Raw genomic sequence first — 18,087 nt, 5'->3', positions numbered from 1 at the left:
GTAAACTTCACTCGCTGGAATGTGCCTCTAAAAATCGTGTAGCTTCGATCGCTGCTGCCGCGCCCATTCCGGCAGAAGTGACCACTTGACGATAGTGCGGATCCATTACTTCACCAGCCGCAAAGACACCTTCAACACTTGTCCGCATTTGCATATCCGTAACGATATATCCCTGAGGTGTCATGTCTAATTGGCCCTGAAAGAGCTGTGTGTTAGGCGTGTGACCAATAAAGATAAACACACCATCAGTTTCAAGATCTCTTGTTTCTCCGGTCTTTACATTCTTTAAGCGCACACCGTTGACTACCCCATTCCCAAGGATTTCACTAACCACCGTATCCCAAATAAAGTGAATTTTCGGGTTTTCGCGTGCGCGCTTTTGTAAGATCGCGCCAGCCCTCAATTGATCCCGGCGGTGAATAACAGTTACATCCGTTGCATAACGGGTTAAAAATAAGCCTTCTTCCAGGGCACTATCTCCACCACCAACGACAACCACTTTTTTATCTTTGAAAAACCAACCGTCGCAGGTAGCACAATAGGAAACACCCCGCCCTGTCAATTCGCTCTCTTTGGGTACATTGAGATGATTGGGGCTGGCGCCAGTTGCAATGATCAGAGTTTCCGCCAGATACTCATTACTGTAAGTACGAACCTTAAAAGGACGCTGGCTTAAGTCCACTGCCGTAGCCAGATCATATTCAAAGCGTGCCCCAAATCGTTCTGCCTGCTGGCGAAACAATTCACCTAATTCAGCACCAGCAATTCCCTCTGGAAAACCGGGGTAATTTTCAATGGTATGAGTGAGCGATGCTTGTCCACCCATCTCCGTCCCGGTCAACACAAGCGGACTTAATTCCGCTCTTGCCGCATATAAAGCAGCCGAAAGCCCTGCCGGCCCGGCGCCTAAAATCAAAACCTTTTCCACTTTGCTTTCTTTCTTTGAGCTTTTGCCCAATCCAACTTCAGAAAGATTAAATTCCATAGTGCAATCTCCTCAATGATCTCAAATTCCAGTGTTTAGATGTGAAAATCCACATTTGGTTACATTTAGGGCACTCACTTTTCAACGGCAGCATCGGTAATGATCAGTGCGCGGTCAATCACCTCAAACCCCTCTGCTAATTGCTCTTCGGTGATGATCAATGGGGGTACCAGCAAAACCGTATGCCAGTGTGTATATAGAAAGACGCCTTGATCAAGCAAATACTTACGTAAAGCAATCATTTCCGGGCTGTTTTGATTGAATGGTGCCATTGGGATTTTACTTTTTCGATTCTTCACCAGTTCGATAGCCCCGAACAATCCAATCGAGCGCACCTCTCCAATAGAAGGATGCCGCTGAGCCAGTTCGGCCAGCATGTCTGCCATCACTTGACCCATCTGCTTCGCCCGTTCAACGAGATGATCCTCTTGCATCACTCGGATGGTTGCAATCGCCGCTGCCAGCGAAATTGGGTGACCATTAAAGGTCAACCCCCCCTCATAGACCTTATTATTGAAAGCATTGGCAATTTCTGGTTTCATCGCAACCGCCCCCAATGGGGCATACGCTGAAGTTAATCCCTTGGCCATTGTCATGATGTCAGGCACCACCTTCCAGTGATCCACCGCAAACCACTCACCCGTCCGACCAAATCCGCTCATCACCTCATCGCAGATCATCACAATGCCATAACGGTCACAAATCTCACGTACGCCTTGTAAATAGCCATCGGGCGGGACGATAATCCCATTTGTACCAGTGACCGTTTCGATCAAAATCGCTGCAATCGTTTCAGGGCGTTCATACTGGATAATTTCCTCAAGATGATTCAAATAATCCCGGCAAAACTCGTCTTCGGTGATGTCTGGATTTAATCGGTGAAAGGTTGAACGGTAACGATAGGGGTCAAGAAAATGAACCACCCCCGGCATGGTAGTGGGTTCCCAGGCTACCCGACGCGGATCACCGGTCAACGAAATCGCTCCATAAGTTGCCCCGTGGTAAGATCGGTAGCGTGTCAAAATTTTAAAACGACCCGTATAACCCCGCGCCAGTTTGATGGCATTTTCATTGGCATCAGCCCCGCCAAGGGTAAACAAAAATTTAGACAGACCCGGCGGAACAATCTCGGTCAATTTTTTACACAACTCGCCTCGCGCTTGAGTTGCCATCTGCGGACCTGCAAATGGCAACTGACGTGCCTGTTCCACGATTGCCTCAACTACCCTTTCATCACCATGACCGATGTTGACGCACATCACCATTGAATTCAAGTCTAAATATCTCTTTCCATCAACATCCCAGAAATACACCCCCTTGGCTTTGGTGACCGGGATAGGATTAACTTTGCTTTGAGCGGACCACGTCCAAAAATTATGCTCCAGGCAGGCTTGTAAAAAGTCAACAGAGGGATTTGAAGACATATTCTAACCTTGAAAATTCTAGAGGATTGTCTTTTCTATCCTATCACAACTCTCGAACGAATGATAAGGAAATTCGTGAATTACCTGTGCTATAATCCCCCAAAATAAAAGCCACCATTTATGCAAATGTTTTATGCCCAACGAACCGGTTTACCCTGAACAACGCTTTAACCCGCAAGAGATTGAGCAATCCCGCTATGGGAAACTTCACCCTCAAGCCGGTATTGGAATTGAATTGTTTAACAAGGGAGAGTACTTTGAAGCCCACGAAGCTTTAGAGTTGGCATGGCGAGAAGAACCCGGTCCAGTCCGGGAATTTTACCGCGGCATTCTCCAAATTGGGGTTGCGTATCATCATATCCTGAATGGGAATTATCGTGGAGCGGTTAAGATGTTCAACCGTGCCAAAAAATGGCTGGCAGCTTACCCTGCTTTCTATCGTGGAGTTAACCTCGCTCAATTGAAAGATGATGCCCTTCAAGCCGAAAAACGGTTGATTGAACTGGGTATGGAAAACATTCACCAGTTTGAAAGAGATTTATTGAAACCCATTCTCCTGGAAGGGACTCCTGAATGAATGAGATCCTCCCATTTCTTGGTAAAACTGCACTGATCACCGGCGGCGGACGTGGGATTGGCAGAGCCATTGCCCTGCTGCTCGCCGAACGGGGTGCGGATGTGGTGATTAATTTCGTCCGCAATCAAGCCCCTGCCGAAGAAGCTGCCCAACAAATCCGCCAAATGGGACGTCGGGCAGAAATTTTTCGCGCCAATGTCGGAAAAATTGAGGACATCCACCGCTTGTTTGATTTCATCGAACAGCAATTTGGCGGACTGGATATTTTTATCAGCAATGCTGCCTCCGGTTTTAACCGACCGGCGCTCCAGCAGAAAGAAACGGGTTGGGATCACACCATCAATGTCAATGCCCGCGCATTTCTTTTTTCGGCGCAACGGGCTGCACCGCTTATGCAAAAAAGAGGTGGTGGAGCAATTGTGGCGATTTCATCGCCGGGCAGTCATCGCGTTTTGCCGGATTATGTGGCGGTTGGGGCATCCAAAGCCGCTTTAGAATCCCTGACCCGGTATCTGGCAGTTGAATTGGCGCCGTTGAACATTGTGGTGAACGCTGTTTCACCATCCCTTGTTGAGACCGATGCCCTCAAGCATTTCGCCTCACTCTCCAGTCCGCAGGTCATCACCCGCGCCATCGAAAACACCCCCGCCGGACGGCTGGTTCAACCGGAAGATGTAGCCAGAGTGGTTGCCTTCCTTTGCAGCCCGGAGGCATTTATGATACGCGGGCAAGTTATTGTCATTGACGGCGGTTATACCTTGATTACGCCGGGTTAATCCCGGCCGACTCACTCGTGAATTAATACCGCGCGCGCCGGTGCGCCATCACTACCCTCAATTTTCAAGGGAAGGCAAATCAATTGATATTCACCCGGCTGAATAGCCGAAAGATCAAGCCCCTCAATAATCACTATATTTGCGCCCAATAGAATTTGGTGAGTTGGACGGGATTGCTTATACGGTGCAACCGATAGATAATCCACCCCAACCAGCCGAACACCTTTTTCAACCAGATATTTTGAACCACTTTCATCAATTCCGACAAAATCGGTTTGAAATTCCTGCACCTGATTAGCCCAGTAATACGAATTGCGGGTTTTGAACAATAAACGGCTAGTGCTTGATGGAATATCCAGACCCTCCAGCACTTCACGGGTGATTACATTGACTTCATCCCCAACCTGTACCACTCTGGCCGGGCCAATCAACACTTCCAGATTCATGGCTTCTACGGCGCTTGTTCCGTCAATAAAATGCAGAGGCGCATCAACATGCGTACCGGTATGCACCCCCATATCCATACGCGAAACATTGGCATTTGCACCCTTGGCAATTGCGCTCACCCGCTCGACAATGGCTTTAGGATCACCCGGCCAGGTCGGCAGAGTCGGCGAAATGGTTACAGAAATATCCCAAATTTTCATCATTACCTCCTGAAAAATTTATGGATTATATGGTCCCCACCCTGCTGCGGTGAATATTGCCTTCAGGAAATCCACTCGCTCGCTGGCGCTCATCGGGCGCGGGCGGGAATAATCTTCCAGATAAGCCGTCAGCAATTCGGTTGAGATGTGTTTTCCATTATAAAACACATGCCGATCAATCAACTCTTTTCGAGTGCCTTCCGGTATGGTAACCGTATCCACCCACATCTGATCAAAAAACAGATTGCCCAGGCCATAATGAATGAAAGAATCTCCATAAAATTCCATCGCCATCGGGTGATGGGCTTGTGAACCACTGACAATAACGGCACCCGCCCCGGCAGGAATGCGGAAATCCCGTCGTTCGAATTCTTCAACCCAATGACGGTAGGTTTCAAAATATTGAAACGTAAAAATTACCAGATATCCTTCATCTTTCAACTGGTGAATGCGTTGTTGAATCCATTCATAATCACACGGAGCCACACCTCCAAAGTCCTCCCCAGCCCAAATGTAAGCCGGTCCTGCCGGGTTACAACCCAGAAAAGCAAAGCGGTTGCCGTTGTGCTCAACCAAAACGGCATCGCGCGCTTCATTTAGATTTTCGCCAGCAGCATAATACGCCCATCCGCGAGAACGATAGAGATCAAGAGAGAAGGACAAAGCATCCCGCCCCCAATCTACACCGTGATTTCCGGTCAGGTCAACAATGTCCGTTCCTACCGATTCGAGCAATTCAATATATTCGGGTTTACTACAAAAGATTAGCGGATAGGGATCCATTTTTGGGTCTGGACAATTTGGAGAAAAAGATATCTCGTTGCTGATATGCGTCAGATCCGCATTTCTCAGCCAGTCGCCAATTGCCTCACCGGGGTAGGTCATTCCCTTTTCTTCCATCCGAACCGCCGTTGCCCGCACAAGGGCGGTCACCCCCGTCATCACCAGTACGGTTAACTTATTTCCATCCCGATTCGAGTCAAGAGTTGGTAATTCCAGGCTTTCATCCGTGAACAATGCGGAGTTCCAGTGATAATGGACTGCCAGCGGATAATCCTCAATCTTGAATTGATTGCTGATCGGAGACTGATCATTGAGCGAGATTACTTTCCAACGTGGTTCTAATTGTTCGAAAGGAATAATTGCCAACACATCTCTCTTTTCCCATGCCGCATCTAACAGTTCATCCTTCTCTTTCAAAACCACATGGTGTGTTGAGAATTTGCCTAAAATTGGTTCAAGAGCGCGCGCAGTATTTTCAGTGACAAAAATTGAAATCGCCTGTTCATCGGGTTTGCCTTGCCACCAATTTCTTAATTGATCAAAGCCAATCTGCTCGATTAGGGAGGAAAATGGAGTCACCAGTGCATATACCCATGTCACGTTTGCCCGATCTGACGCACCCGGCTCTAACCAGATATTCGCCTTTTCTTTTTGGCTTTCGCTTCTCATCAAGTTTTGGTGAGCCATTTGATTGAGTAATCCCTCGGGGAGAGAAGCATCCAGCCAGATTACCGGCTGCGGGGCTGCAGTCGGTGATGGTTGAACCGCCAGCGTGGGAACATTTGTAACGGTGGACTTTACTTTCTGTGATTGGGTTGGTTCCTGAGCAAACGAGGTAACAGTGGGATTAACAGACGAGGCATTACAACCGCTAATCCACAAGGCGATTAAAAGATAGGTAATCCATTTTTTTCTCATGGCTTCTCCGATTCCAGCCATCCGCTTACTCGAAAGTAATCCGCCAGCATTTCTGCGCGTTCATCCTTGGTCATCGGCCGCGGCCTGGCATAATCTTCAAGAATTGTGGTAAGTAACTCCACACCGAGATACTTTCCATCGTAAAATACATGTCGGTCTATGAATTGCCTGCGGTGCAAGGGAAACATTTGATCGAAAAACAAATTCCCAAGACCGTAATGCATGAAATGATCTCGATAAAAACCAAACCCATGGGCAAAATGTGCCTGACTACCACTGACAATTACCGCCCCGAATTGGGCGGTCTGTTCAAATTCCTGCAAAGTCAGGTTCATCGGCATGAAGTCCTCAACCTCATAATGCTGAAAGGTGACAATCGGTAAATACCCTTTGTCCAAAACATTTCTAATTTCCTCTTCCAATTCCTTCATATTACAAGGGGATGGACCGGGTTGATCATCGGTTGCCCAGATATTTTCCGGACCGGCTCGGTTACAGCCGATCAAGGCTAAACGATTGCCATGATGTTCGATCAGGAGTGGTTGACGGGCTTCTTTCAGATTTCTACCACCTCCATAGTACTTTATTCCGTTTTGATTATAGAGATCCAAAGTATATAAGAATGGTTCAGGACCCCAATCCAGCAAATGATTTCCGGTCAATTCCACCACATCCACCCCAGCCAGCTTTAAGAACTCCACATATCGCGGGCTTGTACAAAATCGTTGCCCGCCCCTCATTGGCAGCGCAGGTGGACAATTTTCATAAAAAGAAACCTCATTACTGACATGCACAAGATCCGCTGAACGCAACCACTCGCCAATGTCCTGCAAGGGATAGTCCAATCCATTCAGCTCCATCCTCTCGGCAGTATGGCGTACCAGCGCAGTCGTACCGGTGAGGATCAAACTGGTGAATTTTTCTGGCAGCCGGTTGGTAATGACGGATTTTCGATTTTTGAGAAAATCATTCGGCTTATCATGATTAAGCCTCCATTCCCATTCGATGGTTAAACTGTAGTCCTCCAACACAAAGTCCTGATCCAGCGGTGAAATTCCATCTACGCGCAATGTCTTCCAGCGTGGTTCCAGCTGGTCAAACGGCAGGATGACACGCAAATCCCTTTCCTGCCATGCTTTTTCAAGCAGTTTGTCAGCCGGCAGGACCAGAACACTTTGAGGATCAGGATTCCCCCATAAATTTTGAAAAATCGGCAGGGTTTCTTCTGACACCAGAAGGCGAAATTCTCCACCGCAGGCGCCTCGCCAACAATTTACCACCCTCCCAAGGCTGATCTCATCTTGAATCGTTGGGAAAGCAGCTACAATGGTGTAAACCCACCGGATGAGAACCGTGCCTTGAGCAACCCCCGAGTGAACAATTTTGATCGAGTAATCTGCCAGTTCGTCGCTTTCAACCCACTCTATATTATTTTCGCTTTTCAAAGAAGCCTGTACATTCTCTGGTAAAGGATCGCTATGGATATAAACCGGGGAGTCGAATTCGAAGGTTGGCTGGGGTAAGATGGACGTTGGCATTGTCTGGTAGGGTCCGGTTGTAATTGCAATTTCTGGATTTTCTGTCATTGTAGCGGCTTCGGTTGAAAGTTCTTCACGAGCCAGAGAATGACAGCCAGTCAGACTTAACAGGCAAGACAAAACGAGTATCCAAACCAGTGCCGGGCGACTTAATATCCTTTGGGTAAACACGGCGGAAATTATACTACCTCAAAGGTTCTATACGCGCTGGATTTGATAGAGATTGACAGTTAACATCGCTATAATAGCATTGAATCAACTGAGAAAAGGAACATGCTATGCGTGAAGTAGCCATTTTGGGAATTGGTCAAACCTCGATTGATGAACACTGGGATAAGTCCCTCAGAGAAATTGCTGGAGAAGCCGCCCTGGCGGCTCTTCAAGATGCCGGTATTAACAGTGTTGACGGCGTTTTTGTCGGCAACATGATGTCCGGCTCCGCCAACCGCCAGCAGCAGCTGGGCGCATTTGTCGCAGATTGGATTGGCGTACGTTATGCCGATGCCATGCACGTTGAATCAGCCTGCAGTTCGGGAGCGGCTGCTTTTCGCTCGGCATTGATGGCAGTTGCTTCCGGCTTTATGGATATTGCGCTGGCTGTCGGCGTAGAGAAGATGACCGACTCCCCTGGCGCAGAAATCACCGCCGAACTGGCAACCGCAGCCGATGCGGATTGGGAAGCCGGACAAGGCCTTTCTTTCGTCGCCATCAACGCCCTGATCATGCGCCGTTACATGTATGAATACGGTTGGGAACATCATCATTTTGCGCCTTTTTCGATCAATGCTCACAATAATGCTGTCAGCAACCCAAACGCGCGACTTCGCTCGCCCTTAACCGAAAAAGACTATTTGAAAGCAGCCATGATCACCCCACCCATCAATTTGATGGATGCTTCGCCGGTTGGTGATGGCGCGGCTGCCGCCGTTTTGGTGCCGGTTGAGCTTCTAAACCGTTTTCCCCCCCGTCCAATCATTAAAGTATTAGGTGCTGGTGCTGCAACCGACACAATGGCAGTCCACTCCCGTAAGATTCCTCTGTGGCTCAGCGCAGCCGAAAAATCTGTAAAACAGGCTTACAGCCAGGCCGGCATCGGCCCTGAACAGATTGATGTCTTCGAACTTCACGATGCCTTTACCATCATGGCTGCTCTATCTCTCGAAGCCTGTGGTTTTGCAGAAAAAGGTAAAGGCCCTCAACTGGCGCTTGATGGAGAAATCCGTCCCGATGGACGTATCCCCATCGCTACCCGGGGAGGTTTGAAAGCCCGCGGCCACCCCGTTGGAGCAACCGGAATGTACCAAATTGTGGAAGTGGTACAACAATTACGCGGCGAAGCCGGTCAAACCCAGGTTCCAGATGCACGAATTGGCATGACGCAGAATATTGGTGGAAGTGGCTCCAACATCATTACTCACATTTTTGGCCGCATGAATTGATCGAAGCAGGCAGAGGGGATCAAAACCTCTCTGCCTTTTTCTTCTTTGGGGATAAATGGATACAATAGAACCATCCTGATCATCAAAGGATGGAATAAGGGTATAATACAGTTACTCCACCTCAGTTTCTATTCCCAAGGAGATTTTCATGGAATTTCACATTTCCAGGCAGGCGCGCGACCGCTATCAGTTTGATGAGAGTCTATTCTCCTTCAACGGCAATGTGATCTTTGCCAACTTTCACGCTGCCCGGCAATTTGCCCAAAAAATGAATGCATATCGGGACCTGATCAATTACCCGGAAAGCGCTGTTAGAGCAGGCCAAATTAACGCTTTGGGATTGGAAGATGAAATTTTACATTTAGTTGCGTTTCTTTACCGGCAGCAAAAAAACCCACAGGTAATGGAACAGGCTCTCGGCGATCTGGAAAGAGTTCTTGGAAAAGAGAAGGTGGACGAACTTTTACTGGCATTTACGATGGAATTTCCCCCACTGTCCGTCTATAAGGGGGAAGTTAGCCCGGAGGATTACCTCAAACAATTCACCAATGGCGCATCAAACCGTGCCAACACCCTTGAAGAAATTCTCCTCCTCTGGGTGAACAACAAAAACCCGGCGGTGAATCCATACCTGGAACTCTTTGATGACGAAAACCTGTCTCAATTGACCGTTTACAATAAAGCCATCCAGGAGTTATATCAATTTTTCGACCAGCAACCACCTTTTGGACCTGATTTGCAAAATTTAATAGATATGCTAAGGGCACCTGCCATTGCCCATCCATATTCTTTATTTGAACAGCTCGAATACATCCGTCAACGTTGGGGAGATTTGCTTGGAAAATACCTTTACCGCTTGCTGAGCAGTTTGGACTTTATCAAAGAAGAAGAAAAAATCTCGTTTCTTGGGCCTGGGCCAGTAGAAATTCCGTTATACGATCGTCTATCCGGCGAGGGCGAACCCGAGAACTTCAGTCCAGATCGGGAGTGGATGCCCCGGCTGGTGTTAATGGCAAAAAATACATACGTCTGGCTGGATCAACTTTCCAAAAAATATGAGCGTCCAATCAGTCGGCTCGATCAGATCCCCGAAGAAGAACTGGCTCAACTTGCTGAGTGGGGCTTTAGCGGGTTGTGGTTGATTGGATTGTGGGAGCGTAGTAAAGCCTCCGCTCGCATTAAGCAATTGTGCGGCAACCCAGAAGCCATTTCGTCCGCCTATTCTCTGGCTGGCTACACCATCGCCGCAGATTTAGGCGGTGAACAGGCCTATCAAACCTTGCGTGAGCGGGCCTGGAAATACGGCATCCGTCTGGCTTCCGATATGGTGCCCAACCACATGGGAATTGACTCTTCCTGGGTGATTGAGCATCCTGACTGGTTTATCTCACTGGATTACAGCCCATTTCCATCCTACACTTTTAGCGGTCCCGACCTTTCCAGCAATCCAAACATTGAAATTTTACTGGAAGACCATTACTACACCCGTACCGATGCAGCGGTCGTGTTCAAACGCAGAGATAAAAACACCGGCGCTACTCAGTTTATTTACCATGGCAATGACGGCACGAGTATGCCCTGGAATGATACCGCCCAATTGAATTACCTCAATCCTCAGGTACGTGAAACGGTCATACAAACCATTCTGGAGGTGGCACGCCGTTTCCCCATTATTCGTTTCGATGCCGCCATGACCCTTACCAAACGCCACTATCAACGCCTGTGGTTTCCCGAACCCGGTACAGGAGGTGCAATTCCTTCCCGTGCCGAACATGGCATGACCAAAGAAGCCTTTGACCGGGCATTTCCCACCGAATTCTGGCGGGAGGTTGTGGATCGCGTCGCCAAAGAAGCTCCCGACACACTGCTTTTGGCAGAAGCTTTCTGGTTGATGGAAGGGTACTTTGTTCGCACACTTGGAATGCACCGTGTCTATAACTCCGCCTTCATGAATATGCTCCGAAATGAAGACAATGCCGGTTATCGCAAATTGATTAAGAATACAATTGAGTTTGAACCCGAGATCCTCAAACGTTATGTCAACTTCATGAATAATCCTGATGAACGAACTGCAGTGGATCAGTTTGGCAAGGGAGATAAGTACTTTGGCATTTGCGTAATGATGTCCACCCTGCCGGGTTTGCCCATGTTCGGACATGGACAGATCGAAGGTTATGCCGAGAAATACGGTATGGAGTTTCGCCGAGCCTACTGGGATGAAAAACCCGACCCCTATCTGGTCGAACGTCACAAACGCCAGATTTTTCCGCTACTTCATCGCCGTGCCTTATTTGCCGGCGTTGACAATTTTCTGCTTTACGACTTTTTCACCTCCGGGGGTTGGGTCAACGAGGATGTTTTTGCGTATTCAAATCGGCTGGGTCAGGATCGGGCTTTGGTCATTTACCATAATAAGTTTGCCGAAACAGAAGGTTGGATTCGCTGGTCGGCTGGTTTCAAGTCACGCGAGAAAGGTACGACCAAACTGGCGCAAAAGTCTCTGAGTGAAGGCCTGGGATTGTCGGGGCAGGAAAATCATTTTGTGATCTTCCGCGACCTCTTAACCAGCATGGAATACATCCGTCCTGCGGATGAGATGGCTCAAAAAGGGTTACACATCCAACTCTCTGCCTATCAAGCCTACGTGTTTTCAGATTTCCGAGAAGTTCCCGATGATGAGTTTGGCTCTTACCGCTCTCTCTCTCAATATCTGGCTGGGCGGGGCGTTCCCAACATTCAAGAGGCATTGCACGAGTTATTACTGGCTCCCATCCTTCGCCCATGGCGAGAAATCGTCAACCCCGGTTATCTCCAGTTTTTGCTGGATCATCAGGTCAGTCAGCAGCAACCTGAAATACCCGAACATCTTATACCAGAAGCCGTTCAAAAGCTCGAAGCACTTCTGAACGGAATTACCCAGATGACCGGTTTCAGAAACAACCGGGAACTGATTCTAACTACCCTGCAAAAGCAATTGGAGTTTTTACTGCATCTCCAATCACCCCAGAAAATATTCCCCGTTCCCATTCGTGGTCAATCACCCCGGGCCTTCGAATATTTGCAAACGGGATTGAAAAATGCAAAAGAATCTTCTCTGGTTGCTTTTGTTTACCCATTCCTTCACAAATTGGGTCTCTTGAAGGATCAAAAAGAACATCCCTCACAAACGCTTTCGTGGATCGAAGAGTGGCGGTTGATGGATGCCGTCATGGAAACAGCGCATCACATCGGCGTGGACGGCGCCATCAGCTGGCGGATTCCACCGACTCTAAGGATTATCATCAACCATCAAGATTGGTATGAAAAACTGGCGGGGCAATCCCTCTCCAGAATCATGGAATTCTGGCTCTCCGATCTGGAAGTGCAGCGCTTTATTGGCGTCAACCGTTACAAGGATGTTTTATGGTACAACCAGGAAGCCTTTAAAAACTTTATCTGGTGGATGAGTTGGGTGGCTGTTATAAATGAGGTTGGAAAACCTGCCTCAACCCATGCTTCAATTTTAGAAACCCTGCTTGCCTCCAATGAAATCGCCCAAAAATTCCTTCAGGCAGAGCAACTTTCAGGATTTCAGATTACCAACTTAATGGATCAGATTGCAGAACTGGATTAATGACTCGGTTAAAGGTGTCCAATGAGTGATTTAAGTCGTGAACAGTGTGTAAAACCACAAAAAGGTATGCCGCCACTAAGCGGTAATGAGGTTGATAACCTGCTGCCTCTGGCCGAAGGGTGGCTGGTAATTGACTCCGAAGAAGTGCCGAAATTACAAAAGACATTTCGGTTCAAGCGTTATAAAGACGCTCTCGATTTTGTCGTTGCTGTCGGTTGGGCAGCGGATGAACAAGATCATCACCCCAAAATCACGATTGAGTACGGAAAGGTAACTGTTGAGTGGTGGACACACGTTATCAATGGGTTGCATCGCAACGATTTCATCATGGCGGCAAAAACTGACGAGATTTATCGTTCGCGTGAAGACACCAAACCAAGAATTTCTTAGGAGGTATTAACGATGAGTCATCTGGTTCGAGATTGGATGTCGAGCCCCGTTGTGGTGATTGATGCCGATAGCAGTGTTTCATACGCAATGACTCTGATGCGTCGCAGGCATATCCACAGTCTGGTGGTAGTCCTCAAAGACAATCACACCACAATTTATGGAATCGTCACGACCACCGACATCCGCGATAAAATTATCGCCGCTTCTCGCAATCCTGCCGAAACAACTGTCCGTGAAATTATGACCACACCCGTTCATGTTGCGCGACCGGATTGGACATTGGTAGAATGTTCCCGAAAAATGCAGGAAAAGAATGTCCATCATTTACCGGTGGTTGATGATCAAAATGAATTGATTGGAATGATTACCGCAACTGACCTGTTTATGGCAGCTGAAGAAATCGGCTGGGTAACGGATAAAGAATCAAAGAAGACCGGATGAAAAATAGCCCCCGCTTAAACCGGGTAAGGTAATCTCAACCTGATTGTGATTGACAACGACAGAAAATTGATTGCCGAGCAAATCCCGAAAGTTTTTATTTACCGTCGGGTCATCGCTTGCGGTCGGAATTTTAACCCTGCAGGGTTCAGAATTAAGATTGGCTAGAATGAATAATTGCTCGCCGCCGCCTTCTCGAATTATGCGTACAATCCCGTCACAATTGGCGGGTTCAAGAAGTTTCCACTTTCCCCGCCTCAAAAGGGGTGTCTGCCGGCGAATTTCAATCAACTTCTGAACCCATTGGCGCAAATCATGATCCCATTCACTTTCGTCCCACGGAAAAGCCCCACGGCAATCCGGATCTCGACCGCCCTCCATTCCAACTTCATCCCCATAATAAATCGAGGGAGTTCCGGGAAAAGCAAATAACAGCAGATAAGCCAGACGCAGTTTTTGGGCATCTCCGTTGAGGAGTGTTTTTACTCGCTCCGTATCATGAGAACCAAGTAGCAAATACAAACCAAACAAGCTCTCCTGCCCGTAGGTTTGTTCAATTTGCAGCAGGCGTGCATAAAAATCGTTGATGCCGGTCTTACCCCGAAGCACATCCAGAATAGCCGAGCGTAAAGGATAATGCATGACACCATCAAAGTGATTGTCATTTACCCAACGAGGCAGTAAATCCCAAATTTCACCCACCAGATAGGCATTAGGATTTGCCGATTTAACAACCTGCCGAAATTCTGCCCAGAATTCATCGTCATCAATCTCGTTGGGGACATCTAAACGCCAGCCGTCAATTCCCTCTTCCACCCAATATCGGGCAACCTCGTAAATGTAACGTCGAACGGCAGGTTGATGCGTATTCAATTTTGGTAAACTTTTGAAACCCCACCAACCCTCGTAGCGAGTTGCCTTTCCTCGGCTATACGCATTCAAGGGGAATCCCCTCACAAAAAACCAATCTATATAGGGGGAATTCTTGCCATTTTCCAATACGTCATTGAACGCGAAAAATCCCCGCCCGCAGTGATTGAACACACCATCAAGGATCAGTCGCATTCCCCGCTCATGCACTTTTTTCAGCAAACGACGAAAATCATCCAATGTGCCTAACTTGGGATCAATCCGGTAGTAATCCACTGTATTATAGCGATGCGTGGATGGAGAAAGAAATATGGGATTCAAGTAAATGGCGTTGATGCCCAAATCCTGCAGGTAATCCAATTTTTGCTCAATCCCGGTCAGATCTCCTCCCTGAAAGTGAATTGGATCGGGAGGGCTGCCCCACGCTTGAACATTGGGCGGATCATTGGTCAAATCACCGTTCGCGAACCGATCCGGAAAAATTTGATAAAAGATGCTGTCTTTCACCCATTCTGGAATATTCATGAGAATAACCTCACTCTTTCCGATAAAACCGCAATCAACCTGTCAGGATTTTTGCGGTAAATATTCGTTTCAAGTGGTCTTTCGGCAATTGACAAGAGGGCTTCATTTAAAAATAAATTTACGGGTGTGGCAACCCCAAGCCGTTCCCCAAACCGCACAACTGCGCCATTCAGGTAATCCACTTCCAGCGGTCGGTGTCCGCGATACAAATCTACGTGGAATGAGGGCATTTTACCTCCCCGTCCGGCAGCCAGCGTTTTGCCCGCAACCCGTCGTGCAATTTCCTCAGGGATAGAATGAAACAATAGCGATAATAAACGGACTGGTGTACCCGGTAAGTCAATTACCCGGTAATTCAGTTTGGACATGACCCGCACCGCCTCCCGCACCTGTTCTGTTTCAATCTTGAACAATTTGGGATGAGAAAAAATTTCAGCAGGCGTCAGATCGAGAATAGCAGAAGAGGCATTGGCAAGGAGGTTCGTAATTAATTTTGACCACTTCATCTCCCCAGCATTCGGGAACAATTTTGCATTCAAACCGGCCCGGTTGAACGACTCGACGATTTTTCTCGATAGCGGGCGATCCCCAGCAATTCCAACCCCTCGCTTCTTCTCAAGGACAACCCGCCCGGTTTCCTTCTTTGCTACCGCACTGGTCAACGTCCCAGCCAGAACCCGCTCATTGCCCACAAACTCAGCCAGAATTTCTTCGTTTTCGACCCCATTTTGTAAGCTGAGAACAGCTGATACCTGATTGCAGTACGGCTTCAACAGGGAAGCAACGGCAGGCGTATCAAAGGACTTGACCGCTACCACCGCCACATCTACAGTATAGCGCTCCAGTATGGCTTCCAAAGAATCGCTGAGCATATCCGGCACGAAGGGTTGTTCTTTCCCGTCAATCTCTACTACAAGCGGTTGCTGATTAAATCGCCTGGCGACTTCGGCTCTTTCAAGATAAAAAACTCTCTCACCGCTTAGTTTCAGACTACCTCCAATATAAGTTCCAATAGCCCCCATTCCAAATATCAAATAATTCATTTGATTTTACTCACCCATTCGATTAAATTTCGCGCCAATGGCGCGCACCGCGTAAAAATTCTTCTCCGCTCATCCATTTCTTACCCGCCGGTTGAACTTCGCGCAAAACCAGTACTCCATCCACCGTGCCGATTGCAGGCAGTCCATCCACTACCGACCGCTTACCCGCCGGAATCAGGTTTTGTTGAAGGACAAAGGCTCGCTTGACCTTCAATAATTGGCCGTCCCATACCATAAAAGCACCCGGCCACGGGAAATAAGCTCTGATCTTCCTTTCAAGATATTCGGCTGGCTGCGAAAAATTCAATTCCCCTTCTTCTTTTTTCAACATCGGCGCATAAGTTGCCCGAGACTCATCCTGAATTCGGGGTTCAATTTCTCCCCGAAGATAGGCAGGTAGCGTCTCCATCAACAGCTCCGCTCCAAGGGTAGCCAGTTTTTTACTCAGGCTATCTGCATCATCGTCTGCTTGAATGGGTATACTTCGCTGGTTAAGAATTGGCCCGGTGTCAATACCGGCATCCATCTTCATGATTGTTACACCGCTTACCGCATCTCCATGCAGGATTGACGCCTGGATTGGCGCAGCCCCTCGCCAACGAGGGAGTAGTGAAGCGTGAACATTGACACAGCCAAATCGTGGTAAATCCAGCACATTTTGCCGGAGAATCTGTCCGAAAGCCGCCACCACAATCACATCCGGCGACCATTCAATCAGCTTCTCCCATACTCCGGGGTCTTTCAAACGATGCGGCTGGATGGTTTCAATTCCCAATTGCTGTGCTGTGACTTTAATCGGCGGGGGGGTCAGGGTTCGTCCACGACCGGATGGACGGTCGGGCTGGGTAATCACACCCACCACAGGATAATTTTGGGCTAGCAACCTCAAGGTGGGGATGGCAAATTCTGGCGAACCCATGAAAACAACGCGAAAATTCATCATAAATGATGATTTTAACACAAAATTAAATTTGCTTGGATTAATGGCTTTTATTCATTCTAATTCCGTTATACAATTGTAATATCCTAATTTCCACAATTCTTTTCGCCAAGGAGGTAATAACCCATGTCTGATGTTTCCTATTCTCCGGATGGCATCACCAGTGATGACCGCTTATGGGCGCTCTTATCCTATTTATTAACCCCCCTCATCCCCATCATTATCCTGCTTATGGAAGACAAGAAGAACCGACCGTTCATCAAAGCCCATTACATGCAGGCATTGGTACTGGGCATTGTGCTGGTCATTCTCAACACCATTCTTGCTTTCATCCCGATTGTCAACTGCATCAGCCCAATTCTCACCTTAGGGGTGGTCATCTGGCTGGCCATTCGAGCCAACAAAGGTGAATATATCACTTTACCGGTGATCACCGACTTTGTAAAAAATCAGGGCTGGGCATAGGATATTCCACCTTACTCCGTGATGCTTCCGGGCTTTCTAGGGTTCACATGAAGCCCGGAGGTAGTTTTTGGTTTAATCAAAGCCTCCATTAATTACTGGTAAAATACATCTAAATGCTGAAAAGTGACACCCTTACAAAAATCAACCGGGAATTATCACTTGGCGAATCTGCCCGCCAGGAAGGTAACGAAGGCATGGCACGGGTATGCGCCCGTCGAGCGGCTGGTTTAGCCGCTCAGGCTTGCCTTGCCGAATGGGGAATTGATGTTCACAAAATCAATGGATTGAATGCACTGCAGATTTTAAGCCAAAGTTCGGATTTTCCCGCTGCCATCCGCCAATCCGCCGGTTTGCTGACCATGCGGGTTACACCCGAACATCAATTACCCATTGAAGTAGACTTATTGCAAGAAGCCAGAAATTTCATTCAAGAATTAGACCGCTGGATGGAGGATCAAATTGACTAACTTTTCACAACCGCTTCGCTTTTATGGAACATCCTGGTGTTACACTTCTCGCCGGGCGCGTGCAACCCTGGATGAGTTGAAGATTCCTTATGAATATATTGATATTGATTCGGATATGGAAGGCCGCAAATTTGTTGAACAGGTCAACAATGGCAACCGCAGTGTGCCAACTATTGTTTTCCCGGACGGCAGTATTCTGGTTGAACCCACTGTACAGCAATTAAAAGACAAACTCGGCGTTGTCTGAGT

17 protein-coding genes are annotated in these 18,087 nt (G+C 47.9%); 9 read left to right on the top strand and 8 right to left on the bottom strand.

The window, feature by feature from the left end; genetic code table 11:
- Positions 1-7: 7 nt before the first annotated feature.
- Positions 8-985 (bottom strand): thioredoxin-disulfide reductase, encoded by a 978-nt coding sequence (gene trxB / locus AC812_RS10490; protein WP_082149043.1) that lies wholly within the window; start codon positions 983-985, stop codon positions 8-10.
- 74 nt (positions 986-1,059) lie between these two features.
- Positions 1,060-2,409, bottom strand: a complete 1,350-nt coding sequence (locus AC812_RS10485) for an aminotransferase class III-fold pyridoxal phosphate-dependent enzyme (protein ID WP_061915896.1) — start codon at positions 2,407-2,409, stop codon at positions 1,060-1,062.
- Positions 2,410-2,542: 133 nt separating this feature from the next.
- Between AC812_RS10485 and AC812_RS10480 the strand changes: the two genes are divergently transcribed.
- Together AC812_RS10480 and fabL are read left to right on the top strand one after the other, a co-directional pair.
- Positions 2,543-2,986, top strand: a complete 444-nt coding sequence (locus AC812_RS10480) for a DUF309 domain-containing protein (RefSeq protein ID WP_061915894.1) — start codon at positions 2,543-2,545, stop codon at positions 2,984-2,986.
- Positions 2,983-3,762 carry an enoyl-[acyl-carrier-protein] reductase FabL gene (gene fabL / locus AC812_RS10475; RefSeq protein ID WP_061915891.1) on the top strand — a complete coding sequence of 260 codons (780 nt, stop codon included), beginning with the start codon at positions 2,983-2,985 and terminating at the stop codon, positions 3,760-3,762. The genes AC812_RS10480 and fabL overlap by 4 nt, the downstream gene beginning before the upstream one ends.
- 11 nt (positions 3,763-3,773) lie before the next feature.
- On the opposite strand, the gene AC812_RS10470 is transcribed toward fabL, so the two are convergent.
- The 3 genes from AC812_RS10470 to AC812_RS10460 are packed head-to-tail and all read right to left on the bottom strand — an operon-like array spanning position 3,774 to position 7,768.
- Positions 3,774-4,412 carry a cyclase family protein gene (locus AC812_RS10470; RefSeq protein WP_061915887.1) on the bottom strand — a complete coding sequence of 213 codons (639 nt, stop codon included), beginning with the start codon at positions 4,410-4,412 and terminating at the stop codon, positions 3,774-3,776.
- Between the two features lie 15 nt (positions 4,413-4,427).
- Positions 4,428-6,110 (bottom strand): CapA family protein, encoded by a 1,683-nt coding sequence (locus AC812_RS10465; protein WP_061915884.1) that lies wholly within the window; start codon positions 6,108-6,110, stop codon positions 4,428-4,430.
- Positions 6,107-7,768: a CapA family protein gene (locus AC812_RS10460; RefSeq protein WP_145962545.1), complete on the bottom strand. Its 1,662-nt coding sequence runs from the start codon at positions 7,766-7,768 to the stop codon at positions 6,107-6,109. The genes AC812_RS10465 and AC812_RS10460 overlap by 4 nt, the downstream gene beginning before the upstream one ends.
- Positions 7,769-7,926: 158 nt before the next feature.
- Between AC812_RS10460 and AC812_RS10455 the strand changes: the two genes are divergently transcribed.
- From AC812_RS10455 to AC812_RS10440, 4 genes are all read left to right on the top strand, one after another.
- Positions 7,927-9,087, top strand: a complete 1,161-nt coding sequence (locus tag AC812_RS10455; protein WP_061915879.1) for a thiolase domain-containing protein — start codon at positions 7,927-7,929, stop codon at positions 9,085-9,087.
- A 148-nt stretch (positions 9,088-9,235) separates the two neighbouring features.
- On the top strand, positions 9,236-12,700 hold the full coding sequence (locus tag AC812_RS10450) for an alpha-amylase family protein (RefSeq protein WP_061915876.1): 3,465 nt from the start codon (positions 9,236-9,238) through the stop codon (positions 12,698-12,700).
- Between the two features lie 21 nt (positions 12,701-12,721).
- Entirely contained in the window at positions 12,722-13,090 is a 369-nt protein-coding gene (locus AC812_RS10445; RefSeq protein ID WP_061915873.1) for a 4a-hydroxytetrahydrobiopterin dehydratase, read from the top strand.
- A 12-nt stretch (positions 13,091-13,102) separates the two neighbouring features.
- Entirely contained in the window at positions 13,103-13,531 is a 429-nt protein-coding gene (locus AC812_RS10440; protein ID WP_061915870.1) for a CBS domain-containing protein, read from the top strand.
- Here the strand turns inward: AC812_RS10440 and AC812_RS10435 are convergent.
- Genes AC812_RS10435 through fmt form a run of 3 tightly spaced genes read right to left on the bottom strand, consistent with a single transcriptional unit; the run spans position 13,514 to position 16,909 of the window.
- Positions 13,514-14,923 (bottom strand): glycoside hydrolase family 13 protein, encoded by a 1,410-nt coding sequence (locus AC812_RS10435; RefSeq protein ID WP_082149041.1) that lies wholly within the window; start codon positions 14,921-14,923, stop codon positions 13,514-13,516. The two genes, AC812_RS10440 and AC812_RS10435, sit on opposite strands and share 18 nt — an antisense overlap.
- Positions 14,920-15,966: a ketopantoate reductase family protein gene (locus AC812_RS10430; protein ID WP_061915868.1), complete on the bottom strand. Its 1,047-nt coding sequence runs from the start codon at positions 15,964-15,966 to the stop codon at positions 14,920-14,922. Before AC812_RS10430 ends, AC812_RS10435 begins: the two co-directional genes overlap by 4 nt.
- Positions 15,967-15,988: 22 nt before the next feature.
- The gene (gene fmt, locus AC812_RS10425; protein WP_061915865.1) at positions 15,989-16,909 is read right to left on the bottom strand and encodes a methionyl-tRNA formyltransferase; all 921 of its coding nucleotides are present in this window, start codon (positions 16,907-16,909) and stop codon (positions 15,989-15,991) included.
- A 123-nt stretch (positions 16,910-17,032) separates the two neighbouring features.
- Between fmt and AC812_RS10420 the strand changes: the two genes are divergently transcribed.
- The 3 genes from AC812_RS10420 to AC812_RS10410 all read left to right on the top strand — a co-directional run bounded on the left by AC812_RS10420 (position 17,033) and on the right by AC812_RS10410 (position 18,085).
- Positions 17,033-17,371: a DUF4870 domain-containing protein gene (locus AC812_RS10420; RefSeq protein ID WP_061915863.1), complete on the top strand. Its 339-nt coding sequence runs from the start codon at positions 17,033-17,035 to the stop codon at positions 17,369-17,371.
- A 113-nt stretch (positions 17,372-17,484) separates the two neighbouring features.
- A complete protein-coding gene (locus AC812_RS10415; RefSeq protein WP_061915860.1) occupies positions 17,485-17,838 on the top strand; it encodes a hypothetical protein in 354 nt (117 codons plus the stop codon).
- Positions 17,831-18,085: a glutaredoxin domain-containing protein gene (locus AC812_RS10410; protein WP_061915857.1), complete on the top strand. Its 255-nt coding sequence runs from the start codon at positions 17,831-17,833 to the stop codon at positions 18,083-18,085. Before AC812_RS10415 ends, AC812_RS10410 begins: the two co-directional genes overlap by 8 nt.
- Positions 18,086-18,087: the final 2 nt, after the last annotated feature.

The sequence above is a fragment of the Bellilinea caldifistulae genome, assembly GCF_001306055.1.
In the GTDB taxonomy this organism is placed as follows: Bacteria; Chloroflexota; Anaerolineae; order Anaerolineales; family Anaerolineaceae; genus Bellilinea; species Bellilinea caldifistulae.
The sequence above is the reverse complement of the archived record's forward strand: the minus strand, read 5'-3'. Positions and strand labels throughout refer to the sequence as shown.